Source organism: Streptomyces ambofaciens ATCC 23877 (assembly GCF_001267885.1).
Lineage (GTDB): Bacteria > Actinomycetota > Actinomycetes > Streptomycetales > Streptomycetaceae > Streptomyces > Streptomyces ambofaciens.
The window spans coordinates 4,445,698-4,465,307 of the sequence record NZ_CP012382.1 but is presented as its reverse complement, the minus strand read 5'-3'; the positions used below and the strand labels follow the sequence as shown (position 1 = coordinate 4,465,307).

At 72.1% G+C, this 19,610-nt stretch carries 16 protein-coding genes; 9 read left to right on the top strand and 7 right to left on the bottom strand.

Going from position 1 to position 19,610, the window contains the following annotated elements:
- Nucleotides 1-28 precede the first annotated feature (28 nt).
- The gene (locus SAM23877_RS19930; RefSeq protein ID WP_053134959.1) at nt 29-700 is read right to left on the bottom strand and encodes a response regulator transcription factor; all 672 of its coding nucleotides are present in this window, start codon (nt 698-700) and stop codon (nt 29-31) included.
- Nucleotides 697-2,379 (bottom strand): sensor histidine kinase, encoded by a 1,683-nt coding sequence (locus SAM23877_RS19925; RefSeq protein WP_244902969.1) that lies wholly within the window; start codon nt 2,377-2,379, stop codon nt 697-699. Before SAM23877_RS19925 ends, SAM23877_RS19930 begins: the two co-directional genes overlap by 4 nt.
- A 119-nt stretch (nt 2,380-2,498) precedes the next feature.
- Between SAM23877_RS19925 and SAM23877_RS19920 the strand changes: the two genes are divergently transcribed.
- The 5 genes from SAM23877_RS19920 to cseC all read left to right on the top strand — a co-directional run bounded on the left by SAM23877_RS19920 (nt 2,499) and on the right by cseC (nt 7,549).
- Nucleotides 2,499-3,524, top strand: coding sequence for an HhH-GPD family protein (locus SAM23877_RS19920; protein ID WP_053134956.1), 1,026 nt, complete (start codon nt 2,499-2,501; stop codon nt 3,522-3,524).
- Between the two features lie 297 nt (nt 3,525-3,821).
- Nucleotides 3,822-4,361 carry a SigE family RNA polymerase sigma factor gene (locus tag SAM23877_RS19915; RefSeq protein ID WP_053134953.1) on the top strand — a complete coding sequence of 180 codons (540 nt, stop codon included), beginning with the start codon at nt 3,822-3,824 and terminating at the stop codon, nt 4,359-4,361.
- On the top strand, nt 4,349-5,014 hold the full coding sequence (locus tag SAM23877_RS19910; protein ID WP_053134950.1) for a hypothetical protein: 666 nt from the start codon (nt 4,349-4,351) through the stop codon (nt 5,012-5,014). The genes SAM23877_RS19915 and SAM23877_RS19910 overlap by 13 nt, the downstream gene beginning before the upstream one ends.
- A gap of 363 nt (nt 5,015-5,377) precedes the next feature.
- Nucleotides 5,378-6,082, top strand: coding sequence for a two-component system response regulator CseB (gene cseB / locus SAM23877_RS19905; protein WP_053134949.1), 705 nt, complete (start codon nt 5,378-5,380; stop codon nt 6,080-6,082).
- Nucleotides 6,083-6,106: 24 nt separating this feature from the next.
- Nucleotides 6,107-7,549, top strand: a complete 1,443-nt coding sequence (gene cseC, locus SAM23877_RS19900) for a two-component system sensor histidine kinase CseC (RefSeq protein WP_053134946.1) — start codon at nt 6,107-6,109, stop codon at nt 7,547-7,549.
- On the opposite strand, the gene SAM23877_RS41960 is transcribed toward cseC, so the two are convergent.
- The gene (locus SAM23877_RS41960) at nt 7,546-7,875 is read right to left on the bottom strand and encodes a VOC family protein (protein WP_342342863.1); all 330 of its coding nucleotides are present in this window, start codon (nt 7,873-7,875) and stop codon (nt 7,546-7,548) included. The two genes, cseC and SAM23877_RS41960, sit on opposite strands and share 4 nt — an antisense overlap.
- A gap of 46 nt (nt 7,876-7,921) precedes the next feature.
- The gene (locus tag SAM23877_RS19890; RefSeq protein WP_053134943.1) at nt 7,922-9,526 is read right to left on the bottom strand and encodes an MDR family MFS transporter; all 1,605 of its coding nucleotides are present in this window, start codon (nt 9,524-9,526) and stop codon (nt 7,922-7,924) included.
- A gap of 158 nt (nt 9,527-9,684) precedes the next feature.
- On the opposite strand from SAM23877_RS19890, the gene SAM23877_RS19885 reads away from it, so the two are divergent.
- Nucleotides 9,685-10,284 carry a TetR/AcrR family transcriptional regulator gene (locus SAM23877_RS19885; protein WP_174532235.1) on the top strand — a complete coding sequence of 200 codons (600 nt, stop codon included), beginning with the start codon at nt 9,685-9,687 and terminating at the stop codon, nt 10,282-10,284.
- Nucleotides 10,285-10,294: 10 nt separating this feature from the next.
- Here the strand turns inward: SAM23877_RS19885 and SAM23877_RS19880 are convergent, their stop codons facing one another.
- Entirely contained in the window at nt 10,295-10,975 is a 681-nt protein-coding gene (locus SAM23877_RS19880; protein ID WP_053134940.1) for a M23 family metallopeptidase, read from the bottom strand.
- 591 nt (nt 10,976-11,566) lie between these two features.
- On the opposite strand from SAM23877_RS19880, the gene SAM23877_RS19875 reads away from it, so the two are divergent.
- Together SAM23877_RS19875 and SAM23877_RS19870 are read left to right on the top strand one after the other, a co-directional pair.
- The gene (locus tag SAM23877_RS19875; RefSeq protein WP_053134938.1) at nt 11,567-12,283 is read left to right on the top strand and encodes an HAD family acid phosphatase; all 717 of its coding nucleotides are present in this window, start codon (nt 11,567-11,569) and stop codon (nt 12,281-12,283) included.
- 43 nt (nt 12,284-12,326) lie between these two features.
- A complete protein-coding gene (locus SAM23877_RS19870; protein WP_079030323.1) occupies nt 12,327-15,275 on the top strand; it encodes an NACHT domain-containing protein in 2,949 nt (982 codons plus the stop codon).
- Nucleotides 15,276-15,346: 71 nt separating this feature from the next.
- On the opposite strand, the gene SAM23877_RS19865 is transcribed toward SAM23877_RS19870, so the two are convergent.
- Nucleotides 15,347-17,872 (bottom strand): ATP-dependent Clp protease ATP-binding subunit, encoded by a 2,526-nt coding sequence (locus tag SAM23877_RS19865; RefSeq protein ID WP_053134935.1) that lies wholly within the window; start codon nt 17,870-17,872, stop codon nt 15,347-15,349.
- 430 nt (nt 17,873-18,302) lie between these two features.
- Here SAM23877_RS19865 and SAM23877_RS19860 point away from each other — a divergent pair, with 430 nt between their 5' ends.
- On the top strand, nt 18,303-18,968 hold the full coding sequence (locus tag SAM23877_RS19860; RefSeq protein ID WP_053134932.1) for an SCO3374 family protein: 666 nt from the start codon (nt 18,303-18,305) through the stop codon (nt 18,966-18,968).
- Between the two features lie 44 nt (nt 18,969-19,012).
- On the opposite strand, the gene SAM23877_RS19855 is transcribed toward SAM23877_RS19860, so the two are convergent.
- Nucleotides 19,013-19,348 (bottom strand): histone-like nucleoid-structuring protein Lsr2, encoded by a 336-nt coding sequence (locus tag SAM23877_RS19855; RefSeq protein WP_053134929.1) that lies wholly within the window; start codon nt 19,346-19,348, stop codon nt 19,013-19,015.
- Nucleotides 19,349-19,610 lie beyond the last annotated feature (262 nt).

Here is a 19,610-nt window from a genome sequence, read left to right as displayed (position 1 = left end):
CGCCCCCGGGGCCGGCGTCATGCACCCCTCAGGCGTCCGTCCCCACGAGGCCGGCCTCGTACGCCACGATCGCCGCCTGGACCCGGTTGCGTACCTCCAGCCGGTCCAGGACCGCGCTCACGTAGGCTTTCACCGTCCCCTCGACGAGGTGCAGCCGGGCGGCGATCTCCGGGTTGGACAGGCCGGCGCCGACGAGTCCGAGGACCTCGCGTTCGCGGGGACTGAGCCGGGAGACCCGTGCCCGCGCGTGCTCCTCGCGGGCGAGCCGTCCGCCCCCACCACCTCTGCCGAGGTCCTCGATGACGTACCGGGCGACCTTGGGGGACAGGAAGGCGGCGCCTTCGGCCACCGCCCGCACGCCCGCCATCAGTTCGTAGGGGTCCCCGGACTTGAGCAGGAAACCGGTGGCTCCGGCGGCCAGGGCGCGGGCGACGTAGGCCTGTTCGGAGAAGGTGGTCAGCATGGCCACGGCGGTGCCGGGCGCGGTCCGTACGATCTCCTCGGCCGCCGTGAGGCCGTCCAGACGGGGCATGCGGATGTCCAGCAGGGCCACGTCGGGCCGGTGGGCGCGGGCCAGTTCGACCGCCTCGCGGCCGTCGCCCGCCTCGGCGACGACCTCGCTCTCGCCGCCGCTCGCCAGGATGGCGCGCACGCCCGCCCGCACCATGGCCTCGTCGTCGGCCAGCAGTACCCGGATCACCGTGTGGACCCCTCCCCGTGTCGGTCGTGGCGCGCGTCCCCCGCGCGCTCCTCGTGATCCTCGTGATCCTCGCGGCTCTCGGCGGGGCGTCCGACGCCCGGGACGACGTCCTTGGTCAGCAGCCGGTCACGCTCGTCGAAGCAGAGACGGAAGTGGTCGGTGGAGACGAGGAGTTCGCCGCTCGCCCGGTAGTAGCGGCAGTCGGCGCCCGCCGGCGGCGGCGTCGAGGCGCGTTCGGTGGGCGGGTCGTGGGCCTCGCGGTCCGGCAGTACGGGCGCGATGTCGTCGAGCGGTGTTCCGGCGCGCAGCTTCGCGTACGCGCTCGGGGTGAGCACCGAGTGCGTCTCCGTGTAGGCGTACCAGCCGAAGGCGGCACCGACCACGACGACGCCCGCACCGGTGGCGGCCCCCAGACCGAGGGCGACGCGGCGGCGGGCGCGGGCGAAGGGTGCCACGGGGGTGGACGGGGCCGGGGGGACGGCGACCTGCTGCGCGGGGACGTACGCCCGGACGCGGAACCCGGCCCCGTGCGGCCCGGCCCGGAAGTCGCCGCCGACGGAGGTGACGGCGGCGCGCAGTCCGAGCAGGCCCGACCCGCCCGACGCCGCGGACGGTGCCTCCCGGGTGGGTGGTCCGTTCGTGACCGTGACGGTGGCTCCGCGGGCCTGTCCGGTGACCGCCACGACGACGGGGGCGCCCGGAGCGTGCCGGGCCGCGTTGGTCAGTGCCTCGCGCACGACCCCGTGGAGCAGCCGATCGGCGATGCCGCCGGGCTCGGGGGCCGGGGCGGCGTCCGGCGGTTCCCACCGGACGGGGAGACCGGACTCGGCGGCACGGGCGACGAGTTCCGCCAGGCTCTCGTTCGCCGGGGTCAGCGGGGCCGGCTCGTCGTCCTCGCGCAGGACGCCGATGATGCGGCGCAGGTGGTCGGTGGCGTCGGCCGCGGCGACGCGAAGGCCGGCCGCGGCGGAGCGGTGGTCGGCGGCGAGGCCGGGGGCGACCTGGAGGGCCGCCGCGCGCAGGGCGAGCAGGCTCAGTTCGTGACCGAGGGAGTCGTGCATGTCCTGGGCGATCCGGGCCCGCTCGCGCAGCCGGGCCCGTTCCTCGGCGTGCCGCTGCTCGTCCTCCAGCCGGGCCGCCCTGAGCCAGCCGGCCTCAGCGAGCGCCCTGCTCTGCCGCCAGTAGCGCCCGCCGAGCCACGGGAGGACGCAGCCGAAGAGCAGCGAGCCCGTCAGGACCAGCCACTCGGGCGGCGGATCGACGCCGGTCAGGGCGATCCTGGCGGTGCCGACCGCGCCTACGGCGACGAAGCCGGCCACCGCGGGCCGCGCGCGCTGCTCGCGCAGGCCCAGCAGCAGGGCGAAGAGCCCGAGGGTGGGGCCGTAGGAGACGCTGAACAGGGCGGGGGCGGCGGCGAGGCTCAGGCCCGCCGTCACCGCGAACGCGCCGAACGGCTGCCGCCGGGAGAGCGCGACGGCCACGGCGAGCATCCCCAGCCCGGCCAGCTGCTGCCAGAGCGGCCGGGGCTCGTTCATCCCGGCCCGGTCCGCGGTGACCGCGGGCAGGGCGAGGGCGCCCCAGAGCAGGACGCCCCTGCCGAGGCGGGCGAGGCCGGCGGGGCGGAGGGGGGCCATGTCGCCGCCCTCGTCGGTGTCGCCGGCCGGGCGGATGCCTTTCATGGAGCCGACGCTACAAGCGGTCGGCAGCACGGCGCCCCTGCCGATCGTCAGGTGTCGTGGCCGCCACCGGGTGGTGGCGCGCCCGTACGACGGTCCTCCCGTGGCAGGATCGGAGGGTCATGACTGCGCCCACGAAGCCCTCGCACAACGGCCCCTCCGATCCCGCCGCGAAGCCGTCCCGCACCCCGGCCCCGGGTACGGCCCCCGACACCGTCCCGGACCAGGCCCCGGCCGCCCCGGGCACCTCCCCGGCCGGAGAGCGGGAGGCGTCCGGTGTGCCGCTGCACGCCCCCGTCATCGACTGGTTCGACGAGCACGCCCGCGATCTGCCCTGGCGGCGCCCGGAAGCCGGCGCCTGGGGGGTGATGGTCAGTGAGTTCATGCTCCAGCAGACGCCGGTGAGCCGCGTGCTGCCCGTCTACGAACAGTGGCTGGCCCGCTGGCCGCGCCCCGCCGACCTCGCCGCGGAAGCGCCCGGCGAGGCGGTCCGCGCCTGGGGCCGGCTCGGTTACCCGCGCCGTGCCCTGCGCCTGCACGGCGCCGCCGCGGCCATAACGGAACGGCACGGCGGCGACGTACCCGCGGACCACGCGCAGCTGCTGGCGCTGCCCGGCATCGGGGAGTACACGGCCGCCGCGGTGGCCTCCTTCGCCTACGGCCAGCGGCACGCCGTGCTGGACACCAACGTCCGCCGGGTGTTCGCCCGCGCGGTCACCGGCGTGCAGTACCCGCCGAACGCCACCACCGCCGCCGAGCGGAAGCTGGCGCGGGCCCTGCTGCCGGACGACGAGGCGAGCGCCGCGCGCTGGGCCGCCGCCTCCATGGAACTGGGCGCACTCGTCTGCACGGCGAAGAACGAGTCCTGCCACCGCTGCCCGATCGCGGCCCAGTGCGCCTGGCGGCTGGCCGGGAAGCCCGCGCACGACGGACCGCCGCGGCGCGGTCAGACGTACGCCGGCACCGACCGGCAGGTGCGCGGCCGCCTGCTCGCGGTGCTCCGGGACGCGCACGTGCCCGTGCCGCAGTCGGCCCTCGACCAGGTGTGGCACGAACCGGTCCAGCGCGCCCGCGCCCTGGACGGCCTCGTCGCCGACGGTCTGGTGGAGCCGCTGGCGGACGGGATGTACCGGCTGCCGCTGAGCTGACGCACCACCGCGGCACAGCGGTGGAGGTGCGCCGCGACGGCCTCCGTGACAGCGGCACCGCCGGACAAATCACCCGCTATCCCCTGCAAGTGGCCCATCGCTCGACCCGGTTCCCGTCTCCGTTACACAACCGACGGACAGCCGAGGGTTTGCCGCAGGCTGCTTCGCACAGCGCCGTGACAACGCTTCCCTACCTTCGTTTGCGTGCCCCTCGGGCGCAGCACGACTACGGACCACAGGCAGTGGGACCGGCGGTGATCAGACCGCCGGAAACGGGGATTCGGAAGGCGGTTGACCATGGCGCAGGGCGAGGTGCTCGAGTTCGAGGAGTACGTCCGTACCCGGCAGGACGCGCTGTTGCGCAGCGCACGGCGCCTGGTCCCCGACCCCGTCGACGCCCAGGACCTGCTCCAGACCGCGCTGGCCCGGACGTACCGCCGCTGGTCGACCATCGAGGACAAGCGGCTGGCGGACGCCTACCTGCGCCGCGTGATGATCAACACGCGGACCGAGTGGTGGCGCGCCCGGAAGCTGGAGGAGGTGCCGACCGAGCAGCTCCCGGAGTCCTGTGTGGACGACTCCACCGAGCAGCACGCCGACCGCGCCCTGCTGATGGACGTCATGAAGGTGCTCGCCCCGAAGCAGCGCAGCGTCGTGGTGCTGCGACACTGGGAGCAGATGTCAACGGAGGAGACGGCCGCCGCCCTCGGCATGTCGGCCGGAACGGTCAAGAGCACGCTGCACCGGGCGCTCGCCCGGCTCCGCGAGGAGCTGGTCGCCCGCGATCTGGACGCACGGGCGCTGGAGCGTGAGGAGCGGGAGCGTTGCGCGGCCTGACCGTCGGTCGATCACCCGGGGAGGCCCGGAAGAGCGTGCAGGCGGCGAGTACGGCGGTGGCCGTGTTCGTCGCCCTCGGCGTCTCCCTCTCCGGCTGCGGCGCCGGTGGCACCGGCGCCCGCGACGAGGGCCCGGCCCACGCGGACGCGGTGGGCGGCGCCGCCTCCTCCACGCCCGCAATCTCCCCGTCGAAGGCCCCCGACCGCGTGGACGCGGTGCGGCTGGTCAAGGCCGACCCCGAGGTCTCCGCGGAGGTCAAGCGCGAGCTGAAGCCGTGTGTCGCCGACCAGTACCCCGTCGACGTGTCGTACGGGGAGCTGACCGGGGGCTCGGCGGAGGACGTCGTCGTCAACGTGCTGACGTGCGGTGACGCGGTGGGTGTGGGCAGTTACGTGTACCGCGAGGAGGGCGGCGCGTACCAGAATGTGTTCAAGGCCGAGGAGCCGCCGGTCTACGCGGAGATCGACCGCGGTGACCTGGTGGTGACCAAGCAGGTCTACGAGAAGGGTGACCCGGTGTCCAGTCCGTCCGCCGAGAACGTGATCACGTACCGCTGGGCCTCGAACCGGTTCACCGAGGAGTACCGCACCCACAACGACTACAGCAACGCGGTCGGCAGCGCGCCCTCACCGGCTCCGGAGCCGGACAGCTGACGTGCGCGGACGACTGACGCGCAGGTGACGACCGATGCGCTCGGCCGGCGGACGGGCGCGCGAGGAGCGACGTGCCCGGACGGCTGACGCGCTCGGCCCCCGGACGGGCACGGGCACCCGAGGCGAGACGACCACCCGACCGATGCGGGTCGACCACCCGAGGCGAGACGACCACCCGACGCGTAGGACACCCGACGCCTAGGAGAACCCGACGAGACGCCCGACGCGCACGGACAGGGACACGCGCGTGAACCGGGCGGGCCGCTCGGACCGATGGAGACATGAACACCCACGCAGAAGTGAACGCGGCGCACGCTCCCCGCGTCTCCCCAGTGACGGCACACGAGGACTGAGAGCACCGGGATGGCAGACCAGACACACGTCCTGTTCGTCGAGGACGACGACGTCATCCGCGAGGCGACCCAGCTCGCCCTGGAGCGGGACGGCTTCGCGGTCACCGCGATGCCCGACGGGTTGTCGGGCCTGGAGGCGTTCCGGGCCGACCGCCCCGACATCGCGCTCCTCGACGTCATGGTCCCCGGCCTGGACGGGGTCAGCCTGTGCCGCCGCATCCGGGACGAGTCCACCGTGCCGGTGATCATGCTGTCGGCGCGGGCGGACTCCATCGATGTCGTCCTCGGTCTGGAGGCCGGCGCCGACGACTACGTCACCAAGCCGTTCGACGGGGCCGTGCTGGTCGCCCGGATGCGGGCGGTGCTGCGCCGCTTCGGCCACGCCGGCGGCGGCGACCGCTCGGACGCGGGGGGCGCGGCGGACACCGGGGGCCCGCTCACCTTCGGCGAGCTGGAGGTCGACACCGAGGGCATGGAGGTGCGCCGGGCCGGGCGGCCGGTGGCGCTCACCCCGACCGAGATGCGGCTGCTGCTGGAGTTCTCCTCCGCGCCCGGCACGGTGCTCTCCCGCGACAAGCTCCTGGAACGCGTGTGGGACTACGGCTGGGGCGGGGACACCCGCGTCGTCGACGTCCATGTGCAGCGGCTGCGCACCAAGATCGGCCAGGACCGGATCGAGACGGTCCGCGGCTTCGGCTACAAGTTGAAGGCCTGAGCGGGGATACGGGGACACAGGGACATGCGGGGGTTCTTCCGACGCCTGACCGCCTCGCGACCGGGGCGCCCGGGCACCCGTACGGGGCCGGGCAACCGTGCGCCGGGCAACCGTGCGCCGGGCATCCGTGCGCTGAGCATCCGTACCGGCCTGCGCTGGAAGCTCAGCGCCGCCATCGCGCTGGTCGGCGCGCTGGTCGCGGTCGCGCTGAGCCTGGTCGTGCACAACGCGGCCCGGGTGTCGATGCTGGACAACGCGCGCGACCTCGCGGACGACCGGGTCCTGATCGCCCAGCGCAACTACGAGCTGTCCGGGCGGCAGAACTTCCCCAACGCCCAGATCGACGACCCCGAGCTGCCGGCCGAGCTGCGCAGGAAGGTCGAGGACGGGCGGCGGGCGACGTACGTCTCCGAGCGGGCGGACGGGGTGACGGACATCTGGGCGGCGGTGCCGCTCAAGGACGGGCACGTGATGTCCCTGCACTCCGGGTTCACCGACCGCAGCGCGGACATCCTCAAGGACCTCGACCAGGCCCTGGTCATCGGCTCCATCGCGGTCGTCCTCGGAGGCAGCGCGCTCGGCGTGCTCATCGGCGGCCAGTTGTCGCGCCGGCTGCGCAAGGCCGCCACCGCCGCGCACCGGGTCGCCGGCGGTGAGCCCGACGTCCGCGTCCGGGACGCCATCGGCGGGGTCGTCCGGGACGAGACCGACGACCTCGCGAGCGCCGTGGACGCGATGGCGGACGCCCTGCAGAAACGGCTGGAGGCCGAACGCCGGGTCACCGCCGACATCGCGCACGAGCTGCGCACTCCGGTGACCGGGCTGCTGACCGCCGCCGAGCTGCTGCCGCCGGGCCGGCCGACCGAGCTGGTGCTGGACCGGGCGAAGGCGATGCGCACGCTCGTCGAGGACGTCCTGGAGGTGGCCCGGCTGGACGGGGCCTCCGAGCGGGCCGAGCTCCAGGACATCATGCTGGGCGACTTCGTGACCCGGCGGGTGGCGGCCAAGGACCCGGCCGTCGCGGTCCACGTGGTGCACGAGTCGGAGGTCACCACCGACCCGCGCCGCCTGGAACGGGTGCTGTTCAACCTGCTCGCCAACGCCGCCCGGCACGGCCGGTCCCCCGTCGAGGTCAGCGTCGAGGGCCGGGTGATCCGGGTGCGCGACCACGGTCCCGGATTCCCCGAGGCCCTGCTCGCCGAGGGCCCGAGCCGCTTCCGCACCGGCAGCACGGACCGGGCCGGCCGCGGTCACGGGCTGGGCCTGACCATCGCGGCCGGCCAGGCGCGGGTACTGGGGGCCCGGCTCACCTTCCGCAACGTACGGCCCGCCGGAGCACCCGAGCACGTGCCCGCCGAGGGGGCCGTCGCCGTCCTGTGGCTGCCGGAGCACGCACCGACGAACACCGGGAGCTACCCGATGCTGCCGGACCGCTCCCACAGCGGCTCCGCGGGCGGCCGGGTCTAGCAGGCGAAGTCCCGGTCCGTGTCGAGGCCGCCCTCACGGGGCTGGGTGAAGGAGAACCAGTTGCCGGAGTCGTCGCGGAAGAGGGCCTCCGTGCCGTACGGGCGCTCCTGCGGCTCCTGGAGGAACTCGACCCCGCGGTCCTTGAGCTTCTGGTAGTCGCCGTGGATGTCGTCGGTGGTCAGCACGCCGGCACCGAGGTCCATGGGGCCGATGGTGCCACGGGGCACCGACAGCGGCAGGAGCGAGCACCGTCGCCCCGTCGGCGACCGCCCGCCGGGATCTCGCCGACGGCCCGTCCCTCGGGGCGAGGACCGGCGGCCGGGCACGCCGCAGGGCCCCGGGGACGCGCCCCGGGGCCCTGCGTGGTGCGGGTCAGACCGACTCGGCCACCGGCGTCCTCGCCGTGGTCCCGTCCTCGTCGCCACCGGCGCCGTCCGGGCCCTCCGCCGTCTTCGGACCGGCCCCCTTCAGCGGGACCTCCTTCACGAAGACCGCCGCGACCAGGGCCAGCACCGCCACCACGGCGCAGAGCAGGAACGCCCCGTGCGTCCCGGAGGACACCGCGTGCTGGTACGCCTCGCGCGCCGCCTCCGGCAGCCTGGCCAGGCTGTCCGCGTCCAGCTGCGCCGACTGCTCGGTCACCTCGGAGCCCAGCGCGCCGGCCCGCTCGGCCATGACGTCCTGGACCCGGTGGTTGAACAGGGCACCCATGATCGCGACGCCGAAGGAGGAGCCGAGGGTGCGGAAGAGGGTGGTGGACGAGGACGCGACGCCCATGTCCTTCATCTCCACGCTGTTCTGCGCCACCAGCATGGTGATCTGCATCAGGCAGCCCATGCCGAGGCCGACCACGGCCATGTACACCCCGGAGGTGAAGCGGCTGGTGTCGGTGTCCATCAGCGACAGCAGGTACAGCCCGACGGTCATCAGCGCGCCGCCGACCACCGGGAAGACCTTGTAGCGGCCGGTGTTCGTGGTGACCCGCCCGGCGACCATCGACGTGACGAGCATCGCGCCCAGCATCGGCAGGAGCAGCAGCCCGGAGTTGGTGGCGGACGCGCCCTGCACCGCCTGCTGGTACAGCGGCAGGAAGAGGGTGGCGCCGAACATCACGAAGCCGGTGATGAAGCCGATGAGGGACATCAGCGTGAAGTTGAGGCTGCGGAAGATGTGCAGCGGCACGATCGGCTCGGCGGCCCTGGTCTGCCAGAACACGAACCCGACCAGCGCGGCGACGCCGATGCCGATCAGCTCCATGATCCGCGCGGAGGTCCAGGCGTACTCGGTGCCGCCCCAGGTGGTGACGAGCACGATCGCGGTGATGCCCACGGTCAGCAGCGCCGCGCCCAGGTAGTCGATGCGCGCCTCGCTGCGCTTCTTCGGCAGGTGCAGCACGGCACTGACGGCGACCAGCGCGACCGCGCCGAGCGGGAGGTTGATGTAGAAGGACCAGCGCCAGCCCCAGTGGTCGGTGATGGTGCCGCCGACCAGCGGTCCGCCGATCATCGCGAGCGCCATGACGCCGGCCATCATGCCCTGGTACTTGCCCCGCTCACGCGGCGGGATCAGGTCGCCGATGATGGCCATCACGCCGACCATCAGGCCGCCGGCGCCGAGCCCCTGCACCGCACGGAAGCCGATCAGCTGGCCCATGTCCTGGGCCATGCCGCTGAGCGCGGAGCCGATCAGGAAGATGACGATCGACGTCATGAACGAGCCCTTGCGCCCGTACATGTCGCCGAGCTTGCCCCACAGCGGGGTGGAGGCGGCGGTCGCGAGGGTGTAGGCGGTGACCACCCAGGACAGGTGCTCCAGGCCGCCCAGCTCGCCCACGATCGTGGGCATGGCGGTGCCGATGATCATGTTGTCGAGCATCGCGAGCATCATCGCGATCATGAGCGCGAGCAGGACCACCCGCACGCTCTTCGGCTGTTCGCCGTCCTTCTCCACGGTCCCTGCCGCCGGTGTGTCCGCCATTGCCCTTCACTCCCCCAGCCACTGCTACTTACTTGCCGACCGGCAAGTTGACTACACTCGGGAAAGTAGACGCGTAACTAGCCGGGCGTCAAGTAAGTTTTTCGGAAAGGCGTCCGGCGCGGCCGGGCATGTGCGCGGAACAGGGGGTGCGTAGGAGGATGGGCGGCACGATGGACAGCACCAAGCAGCAGCGGCGCCGCGGGGACACCCGCCAGCGCATCCAGGACGTGGCACTGGAGCTCTTCGCCGAGCAGGGGTACGAGAAGACCTCGCTGCGCGAGATCGCCGAGCGCCTGGACGTCACCAAGGCGGCGCTCTACTACCACTTCAAGACCAAGGAAGAGATCCTGGTCAGCATCTTCGAGGATCTCTCGCGGCCGATCGAGGACCTGATCGCCTGGGGGTCGCGGCAGCCGCACACGCTGGAGACGAAGCAGGACATCGTCCGCCGTTACAGCGAGGCCCTGGCGGCCGCGGCGCCGCTCTTCCGCTTCATGCAGGAGAACCAGGCGACGGTGCGGGACCTGCGCATCGGCGAGATGTTCAAGACCCGCATGCTCGGTCTGCGCGACATCCTCATAGACCCGGAAGCGGACCTGGTCGACCAGGTCCGCTGTGTGAGTGCGCTGTTCACGCTGCACGCCGGGATGTTCGTGCTCCACGATCTGGAGGGCGACCCCGAGAAGAAGCGCGCGGCCGTTCTCGAGGTCGCCACCGACCTGGTGAGCCAGGCCCACCGGGGAGCCGACGGCTCCTAGCCGGTCATCGTCAGACGGTCACGCCCTTGTCGCGCAGGAAGGCGACGGGGTCGACGGCCGAGCCGTAGTTCGGGGTCGTACGGATCTCGAAGTGCAGGTGCGGACCGCTGGAGTTGCCGGTGTTGCCGGACTTGGCGATCGACTGGCCGGTCTTCACGATCTGGCCGGGCTTCACGTTGACCTTGGACAGGTGCGCGTACTGGGAGTACGTGCCGTTGCCGTGCTTGATCACGACGGCGTTGCCGTAGGCGGGGCCGTCACCGGCGCCGTTGCCGCCGGCCTTGACCACGGTGCCGCCGTGCGTGGCGACGACGTTGGTGCCGATCGGCACGGCGAAGTCCTGGCCGCTGTGCTTGCTGGCCCACATGCCGCCGTTCTGGGCGAAGCTCGCGCTGAGCGTGTACTTCTTCACCGGGTCCACCCAGGAGGCGGCCTTCTTCTTGGCGGCCGTCTTCTTGGCGGCGACGGTCTTCGCGCTCGTCGCCTTCTCGGCCTGCGCCGCCTTGGCCTGCGCCGCGGCCTGGGCCTCGACGGCGCTCGCGGCGGAGGAGGTGCTGGAAGCCGCCGTGGTGCCGGTGGCGGCCGCGACCCCGGCTCCCAGTGCGACCGAGGCTCCGAGGCCGGCGGCCATCACCGCGGCGCGGGTGCGGATGGTCGTACGGGAAGAACGGGACGTGACACGCGGAAACATTCGAACCTCATGGGGACGGGAACAGAGGGATGCCCTCCGGCGTGACGCCGAGGCGCTCACCGGGCGGGCTCCACCTTGGTAACCCGACGGGCCCGAACCGCACAAAGGTGTGACCTACGACGTTATTTAGTACTTCCAGATGAAACTTCCCGACCCTTGACAGAGCCCCCATTACGGACAAAACCAGCTCAGGGCCCCGGAAAACCCCTACCACCCTGGCCCGATCTGTCCGTTTTCGTAGTTCTTGCGGCTTCCACTATTCCGCGTAGTACCCCTCGGATCGCCTGTGCGGCACATCACCGGCGGCCTCGACCGGGGCCCCCCGCGATGTGACGGGGGCTACTGCCTTCCGGCCTGACCCGCCCCCCGTGCGAGGGGGTCGACCGGGGGTCCGAACGTGGTCGGGGTCACGCGAAAGGGGCCATTTCCCCTCACCCAAGACCCCTCTCGCGGGCGCGAACCAGCCACCTACCGCCGAGTAACCCAATCGTTGCCGTACGGCCACTTGCTCAGGTGAGCATGCTCGCGACAACTTTGCCGTCAGGCATCCGCGCAGCACGAGAGGACCCCGAACCTCCCATGACACCCCCCATGACATCCCCCGTGACCGAACAGCCCAGACGGGCCGGGCAGACCCGGCGTACCTGGAAGCGGGCCGCGGGCACGGCCGCCGTCGCCGCGGCGGCGCTCACCGCGACGGCCACGCCGTCCGTCGCCGCCGCCCCGGCCGAGACACGGCCCGCCGGGACGTCCGTCGGGACGCCGTCCGTCCAGGCGAGGCCCGCCGCGGCGCCGATGGCCGCGTCCGCCGCGGACGTCGGCTACGACACCTGGCAGAAGGACTGCCGGGCCGTGATGGACCAGGCACTGCCGTACCTGAAGGAGCGGATCGCCGACACCCGGCCCGGGGAGAAGCAGGCGATCGTCCTCGACATCGACAACACCTCCCTGGAGACCGACTTCGGCTTCAGCTACCCGCAGCCCGCCAACCGGCCGGTCCTGGAGGTCGCCGAGTACGCGCAGGAGCACGGCGTCGCCCTGTTCTTCGTGACCGCCCGGCCGGGCATCATCGCGGCGCCCACCGAGTGGAACCTCGACCACGCCGGCTACGAGTCCTCCGGCCTGTACGTCCGCGGCTTCCTCGACCTGTTCCGCGACGTCGCCGAGTACAAGACCGCCCAGCGCGCCAAGATCGAGTCGAAGGGCTACACGATCATCGCGAACATCGGCAACAGCGCCACCGACCTGTCGGGCGGCCACGCCGAGAAGGGCTTCAAGCTCCCGGACTACGACGGCCAACTGTCCTGACGCCCGCTAGGCTCCCCTGGTCGACCGACCACGGGGGTGGCGCATGGAACCGGCGGTACTCGGCGGGAAGTTGGCGTCCGGCCTGGTCGCCCCGCTGGTGAAGAAGCTCTTCGTGACGGGCGGCCCCGGCGCCGGACTGGTCGACAAGCCGGTCCGGCTGGCCCGCCTGGTCTCCTTCCGGGGCGAGCAGCGCACGCTCGGCGAGAAGGAGGTGCGCAGGCTCGCGGGGCGGCTGGTCGGGGACTCCCTGGACTCCCCCGGCGAGCCGCCCTTCCCCCGCGACGAGGAGACCGCCGTCGCCGACGCCCTGGCCGCCCGGCTGCTGGCCCTCGGCGACCTGGACATGGACGACGTCCAGGCGGTCCGGCTGGGGCACCAGGAGCTGGCCAAGCAGCTGCAGTACCGGACGCCCTCGGCCACCGGAGGGCTGTCCGCCGACGCCTGCTACTTCCTCGACTCGGTGACGGAGTGGGCCTGCCTGCACGTCCTGGAGTTCTTCACCCGGCGCTCCACCTTCGTCGCCCGGACCCTGGTGGAGCAGTCCCGGTGGCAGGCGGAGCTGATCGCCAGGGTCGACGAACTGATCGCCCGCACCCCGCGCCCCGACGCCCGTGACACCGCCTTCGAACGCCGCTATCTGCCCCACGCCGCAGAGCAGTACAACCGCATCACCATCTACGGCATCGACCTGCGCGACTCCCCGGACCGGTGGCCCCTGGAGGTCGCCTACCTGAGCCTGGAGGCGACCGGCACCGGGGAGCGGACGGTGCTCCCCGGCGAACCTCCCGAGCCGGAACGCACGGTCAGCCTCCGCGCCGAGGACGCCCTGCGCGCCGACGACCGCGTGCTGCTGCGCGGTGACGCGGGCTCCGGCAAGACGACCCTCGTCCAGTGGCTGGCGGTGACCGCCGCGCGCGGCGGGGACCGGGTCCCGTACGTCCTGCCCCTGCGCACCCTGGTCCGGGCGGGCGCGCTGCCCTCACCGGCGGCCTTCCTCACCGCCGTGGGCTGCCCGCTCACCCCGCCGGAGGGCTGGGCGGAGCGGGTGCTGGGCGCCGGCCGGGGCCTGGTCCTCGTGGACGGCCTGGACGAGATCCCCGCCGCCGACCGGCACCGCACCCGCGACTGGCTCCTCGCCCTCATCCGCGCCTTCCCCGGCAACCGCTGGCTGCTGACCTCCCGCCCCACCGCCGTACGCCCCGACTGGCTGGCCGCCGAGGGCTTCCGGGAACTGACCCTCACCCCGATGCGTCAGTCCGACGTCACCACCTTCGTACGGCGCTGGCACACGGCGGCCGAGGCGCCCGAGTACGAGGCCCGGCTGCTGGACGCCCTGCGCACCAAGCGCGACCTGGCCCGCCTCGCCACCAACCCGCTGATGTGCGGCCTGATCTGCGCCCTCCACCGGGAACGGCGGGGCTACCTCCCCACCGGGCGCAAGGAGCTGTACGACGCCGCCCTGACCATGCTGCTGGCCCGCCGGGACCGGGAGCGGGGCATGGAGGCGGTGGAGCTCGGCGAGGAGGCCCAGCTGGAGCTGCTCCAGCGACTGGCGTACGCGCTGGTGCTGAGCGGGCGCACGGAGATGGAGGTGGAGACGGCGGAGGGCATCGTGGAGCGCGCCCTGCCGTCGGTCGCCTCGGCGGCGGGACAGGGGGACGCGGCAGCGGTCCTGCGGGCGCTGGTGCTGCGCAGCGGCCTGCTCCGCCGGCCCGGCGAGGGCGTCCTGGACTTCGTCCACCGCACCTTCCAGGACTACCTGGGCGCGCGGTACGCGGTCGAGGAGGGCCACCTGGACGTCATCGCGGGCCGGGCGGACGATCCGCTCTGGGAGGACGTGATCCGGATGGCGGTCGCCCACGCCCGGCCCGGCGAGCGCGCGGTACTGCTGCGGCGGCTGCTGGCGGCGGACTCTTCTCGCCTCACCCTGCTGGCCCTGGCCTGCCTGGAACACGCGACCGCCCTGGACCCGGCGGTGCGGGCGGAGGTGGAGGCCCGGGCGGGGACGCTGATCCCGCCGAGGTCGACGGCGGCCGCGAGGGCGCTGGCGGAGGCGGGGCCACTGGTTCTGGAGCTGCTGCCGGGTCCGGATGGGCTGACGGACGCGGAGGCCCACGGGGTGACGGTGACGGCCTCACTGCTGGCGGAGCGGGAACCGAGCGGGGCATTGGCCGTTCTACGCCGGTTCCGTGGGCACCCCGCGCTGGACGTGCGGCGGCAGCTGGTGGGGACGTGGGACCGGTTCGACGCGCGGGAGTACGCGAAGGAGGTCCTGGAGCACCTGGATCCGACGCGACTGTTCCTGAGCTGCACGACAGCGGCGCAGCGCGCAGCGCACGCGGACATGCGGCCGTGGCGCAAGATCGCGTTCCACGGTACGCACACCCTGGACGACATCCTCGCCTGTCTGCCGGAGCCGGGCGCGGTCGAGGAACTGGTCGTCCAGGACAACCCGGAGGTGGCCGATCTGGAACCGCTGCTGGCACTCGGCTCCCTGCGGCATCTGGCACTGTTCGACTGCGGGTCCGCGCGGTGCCTGGGGCGGCTGTCCGCCCTGCCCCTGGAGGGCCTCGAGGTGGTCGGACGCGCCGATCTCACCGGCCTGAAGGAACTGGCCTCGCTCCAGGAGCTGTCGGTACTGCAACGGCTCCCGGGCACCCGCCTGACCGACACCCTCCCGGTGTCGGCGCGCCTGCAACAGCTCCACCTCGGCCGGACGACCACCGTGGACACCGGTCTTCGCGGTCTGTCCCACTGGTCCACGCTGCGCGAAGTCAGCATGACCGGCCCTGTCACCCCTGACGACTGGACGGAACTGTCCCGACTGCCACGGCTGGAGTGTCTGACGCTGGACGCGTCGGTCCTCGACCTCGGCCCGGACGCGCAGCCGCTTCCCGGAGTGCACACCCTTTTCCTGCGCGGTTACCGCGAGCCGGACACCACCAGGATCACCGGCCTCCTCCCCCGGGCCAGGATCCTGCGCGTCCGATGACGGCGCAGGGAAAAGGGGCCGCCCGGGACCGAAGTCCCGGGCGGCCCCTTTCCAGGCTCACCCCCGGAGGGCTACGCCTCCTTGCTCAGGTTCGGACCGGCGCCGCCGGCCGCCTGCTCGATCGGCGGGACGTCGGGCAGTGCCGACTTCTCCTCACCGCGGAAGGTGAAGGTCTGGGTCTCGCCCTCGCCCTCGGTGTCCACGACCACGATGTGACCGGGACGCAGCTCGCCGAAGAGGATCTTCTCCGACAGCGTGTCCTCGACCTCGCGCTGGATGGTGCGACGCAGCGGACGCGCGCCCAGCACCGGGTCGTAGCCCTTCTTGGACAGCAGCTCCTTGGCGGACTGGGAGAGCTCGATGCCCATGTCCCGGTCCTTGAGGCGCTCGTCGACCTTGTCGATCATCAGGTCGACGATCCGCAGGATGTCGGCCTGGCTGAGCTGCGGGAAGACGACCACGTCGTCGACGCGGTTGAGGAACTCGGGCCGGAAGTGCTGCTTGAGCTCGTCCTGGACCTTGTTCTTCATGCGCTCGTAGTTGGTCTTCGTGTCGCCCGCGGCGGCGAAGCCGAGGTTGAAGCCCTTGGAGATGTCCCGGGTGCCGAGGTTGGTCGTCATGATGATGACCGTGTTCTTGAAGTCCACGACCCGGCCCTGGGAGTCGGTCAGGCGACCGTCCTCCAGGATCTGCAGCAGCGAGTTGAAGATGTCCGGGTGGGCCTTCTCGACCTCGTCGAAGAGGACGACGGAGAACGGCTTGCGACGGACCTTCTCGGTCAGCTGGCCGCCCTCTTCGTAGCCCACGTAGCCGGGGGGCGAACCGAAGAGACGCGAGACCGTGTGCTTCTCGCTGAACTCCGACATGTCGAGGGAGATCAGCGCGTCCTCGTCGCCGAAGAGGAACTCGGCGAGCGCCTTGGACAGCTCGGTCTTACCGACACCGGACGGACCGGCGAAGATGAACGAGCCGCCGGGGCGCTTCGGGTCCTTCAGGCCGGCACGGGTACGGCGGATCGCCTTGGACAGCGCCTTGACGGCGTCGACCTGGCCGATGACCCGCTTGTGGAGCTCGTCCTCCATGCGCAGCAGGCGGGAGGACTCCTCCTCCGTGAGCTTGAAGACCGGGATGCCGGTGGCGGTCGCGAGGACCTCGGCGATCAGCTCGCCGTCGACCTCGGCCACGACGTCCATGTCGCCGGCCTTCCACTCCTTCTCCCGCTTGGCCTTGGCGGCCAGGAGCTGCTTCTCCTTGTCGCGGAGGGAGGCGGCCTTCTCGAAGTCCTGCGAGTCGATCGCGGACTCCTTGTCGCGGCGGACACCGGCGATCTTCTCGTCGAACTCGCGCAGGTCCGGCGGCGCGGTCATCCGGCGGATGCGCATCCGGGAGCCGGCCTCGTCGATCAGGTCGATCGCCTTGTCCGGCAGGAAGCGGTCCGAGATGTAGCGGTCGGCGAGCGTCGCCGCCTGGACCAGGGCCTCGTCCGTGATGGAGACGCGGTGGTGGGCCTCGTACCGGTCACGCAGACCCTTGAGGATCTCGATCGTGTGCGGCAGCGACGGCTCCGCGACCTGGATCGGCTGGAAGCGGCGCTCGAGGGCCGCGTCCTTCTCCAGGTGCTTGCGGTACTCGTCCAGGGTGGTGGCACCGATGGTCTGGAGCTCACCGCGGGCCAGCATCGGCTTGAGGATGCTCGCGGCGTCGATGGCGCCCTCGGCGGCACCCGCACCGACCAGCGTGTGCAGCTCGTCGATGAACAGGATGATGTCGCCGCGGGTGCGGATCTCCTTGAGCACCTTCTTCAGGCGCTCCTCGAAGTCACCGCGGTAGCGGGAGCCGGCGACCAGCGCGCCGAGGTCCAGGGTGTAGAGGTGCTTGTCCTTGAGGGTCTCGGGCACCTCGCCCTTGACGATGGCCTGCGCGAGGCCCTCGACGACGGCGGTCTTGCCGACGCCGGGCTCACCGATCAGGACCGGGTTGTTCTTGGTGCGGCGGGACAGCACCTGCATGACCCGCTCGATCTCCTTCTCGCGCCCGATGACCGGGTCGAGCTTGGACTCGCGAGCGGCCTGGGTGAGGTTCCGGCCGAACTGGTCGAGGACCAGGGACGTGGAGGGCGTGCCCTCGGCAGGACCACCGGCGGTGGCGGTCTCCTTGCCCTGGTAACCGGAGAGCAGCTGGATGACCTGCTGCCGCACCCGGTTGAGATCGGCACCCAGCTTGACCAGGACCTGGGCGGCGACGCCCTCGCCCTCACGGATCAGGCCGAGCAGGATGTGCTCCGTGCCGATGTAGTTGTGACCGAGCTGGAGGGCCTCGCGGAGCGACAGCTCCAGGACCTTCTTGGCACGGGGGGTGAAGGGGATGTGACCCGACGGGGCCTGCTGGCCCTGCCCGATGATCTCCTCCACCTGCTGGCGGACCGCCTCGAGCGAAATCCCGAGGCTCTCAAGGGCCTTGGCGGCGACACCCTCACCCTCGTGGATCAGGCCCAGGAGGATGTGCTCGGTGCCGATGTAGTTGTGGTTGAGCATCCGGGCTTCTTCCTGAGCCAGGACGACAACCCGCCGCGCGCGGTCGGTGAACCTCTCGAACATCGTTAATCGCTCCTCAGAGCGGTCAGGCAGTAAGGGGAACTTCCCCTCCCTGTCCTTCCGCAGCTTAGTCCCGCAAGCGGGGACCGCTCATTCCAACTGCCGACACCGTCGATGGCCTCCTGACCCCTGACGCCGACATCTGCCACAACCCGATGGTGCGAGACGATGTTCCCGCAGGCCAGGCACTTACCCCAGTCGCCAGTACGCCGATGGCGAACGTGAGACGGCCCAATCCGCGTGTCGCCCCCTCCCACTAGGGATGTCTTACCCGCTGGGACTGACACTCCATGCCGCGCGCACCGGTTCCCTCCGCTACGGGCGAACAACCTTGTGCCTCCCCGCGACCCCGCACGCCCCCTGGGGCGGCACACAGTGCGATCAGCGCACCACCCAGCGTAACCCGGACGCCGTTTCGACCGTTGCACTTGGCATGGTTGGCGCCCCGCTCCCGGTCCCTCCGGCCTTTCCGGCCCCTTCGGTCCCCGCGGTGCCGTTCCCCCGCCGACCGCTCGCGCCGGGCGGTGCCCGGGAGTGCCTGCGGTGGTACGAGTGCGTGCTCGGCTGGCCGACGACGCCCGGCCCTCCGGTGCGGCTCCGCACCGGCGTCCGCTTCGACGTCCTGGAGGTCCCGGCCGAGGCCGGGCACGCGGCACTGGACCGGTTCGGCTCGGCCGCGCACGGACCGGGCTTCCCCGTGGCCGTTCACGGCGAGCGGATGCTGCTGCTCGTGGCGGCGGGCAGCGCGGAGGAGATGCCGGGGCTGCTGGAGTGGCTGGACTGGGGCTCGCTGCCGCTCGGCCTCACGGCGGTCGGCGCGGGCGGCGTCATCGACGCACCCCTGCCCGTCGGATCCGCATCGACCGGTCCGCCGCCGCGTCCCCCGGGTCGCGACGGGCTGCGGGGGGCCGCCGTCTGGTTGCGGCCCCCGGAGCCGGGGTGCGAGGTCGAGGCCTCGCTGCCGACGCTGTCGGCCATGGGGGGCACGGGCACCGCCCCCGATCTCGCACGGCTGGTCCACACCCTGGCGACCCAGTGCCACCGGATCCGGCTCGCCCCGTCCTCCCGGTTCGCGCGTCCCTCCCGGGCGACGCGCTGACGGCCCGCGGGCCGGCGGCTGGTCCTGTGGTGCGGGGCGGGTGATCAGCCGTTGGCCTTCTCGTACGCCTCGCGGATCATCGCGGGGACACGACCGCGGTCGTTGACGTCGTAGCCGTTCTCCTTGGCCCAGGCGCGGATCGCCGCGGTGTCCTGGCTGCCGCCGGCGGAGGCGCGCGCCTTGCCGCGTCCGCCCGAGGCGCGGCCCCCGGTGCGACGACCACCCTTCACGTACGGGTCGAGAAGTCCACGGAGCTTGTCCGCATTGGCGGTGGTGAGATCGATCTCGTACGTCTTGCCGTCCAGCGCGAACGTCACGGTCTCGTCTGCCTCGCCACCGTCGAGGTCGTCGACAAGAAGGACCTGAACCTTCTGTGCCACCGGATTTCCTTTCATCGATAACGTGAGGGCCGGAGGTCCGTCGGCGTCCGCCGTATCGCCAACCCCTGTTATATGCAGTACTGCAGTACGTCGGAAAGCAAACCGCTTTTGCCGGAAAAACACAAACCCCCGACGGAGACCGGCAGCCCGCCCCCGGACCGAAAAGGTGCGCGTTTCGGACATAGGGAACCCGAACGAACCCGCACACGGTCCTTCGGCGGAATAAACCTGGCGAAGTGCTGCGGATGGCATCGGTGCTCGG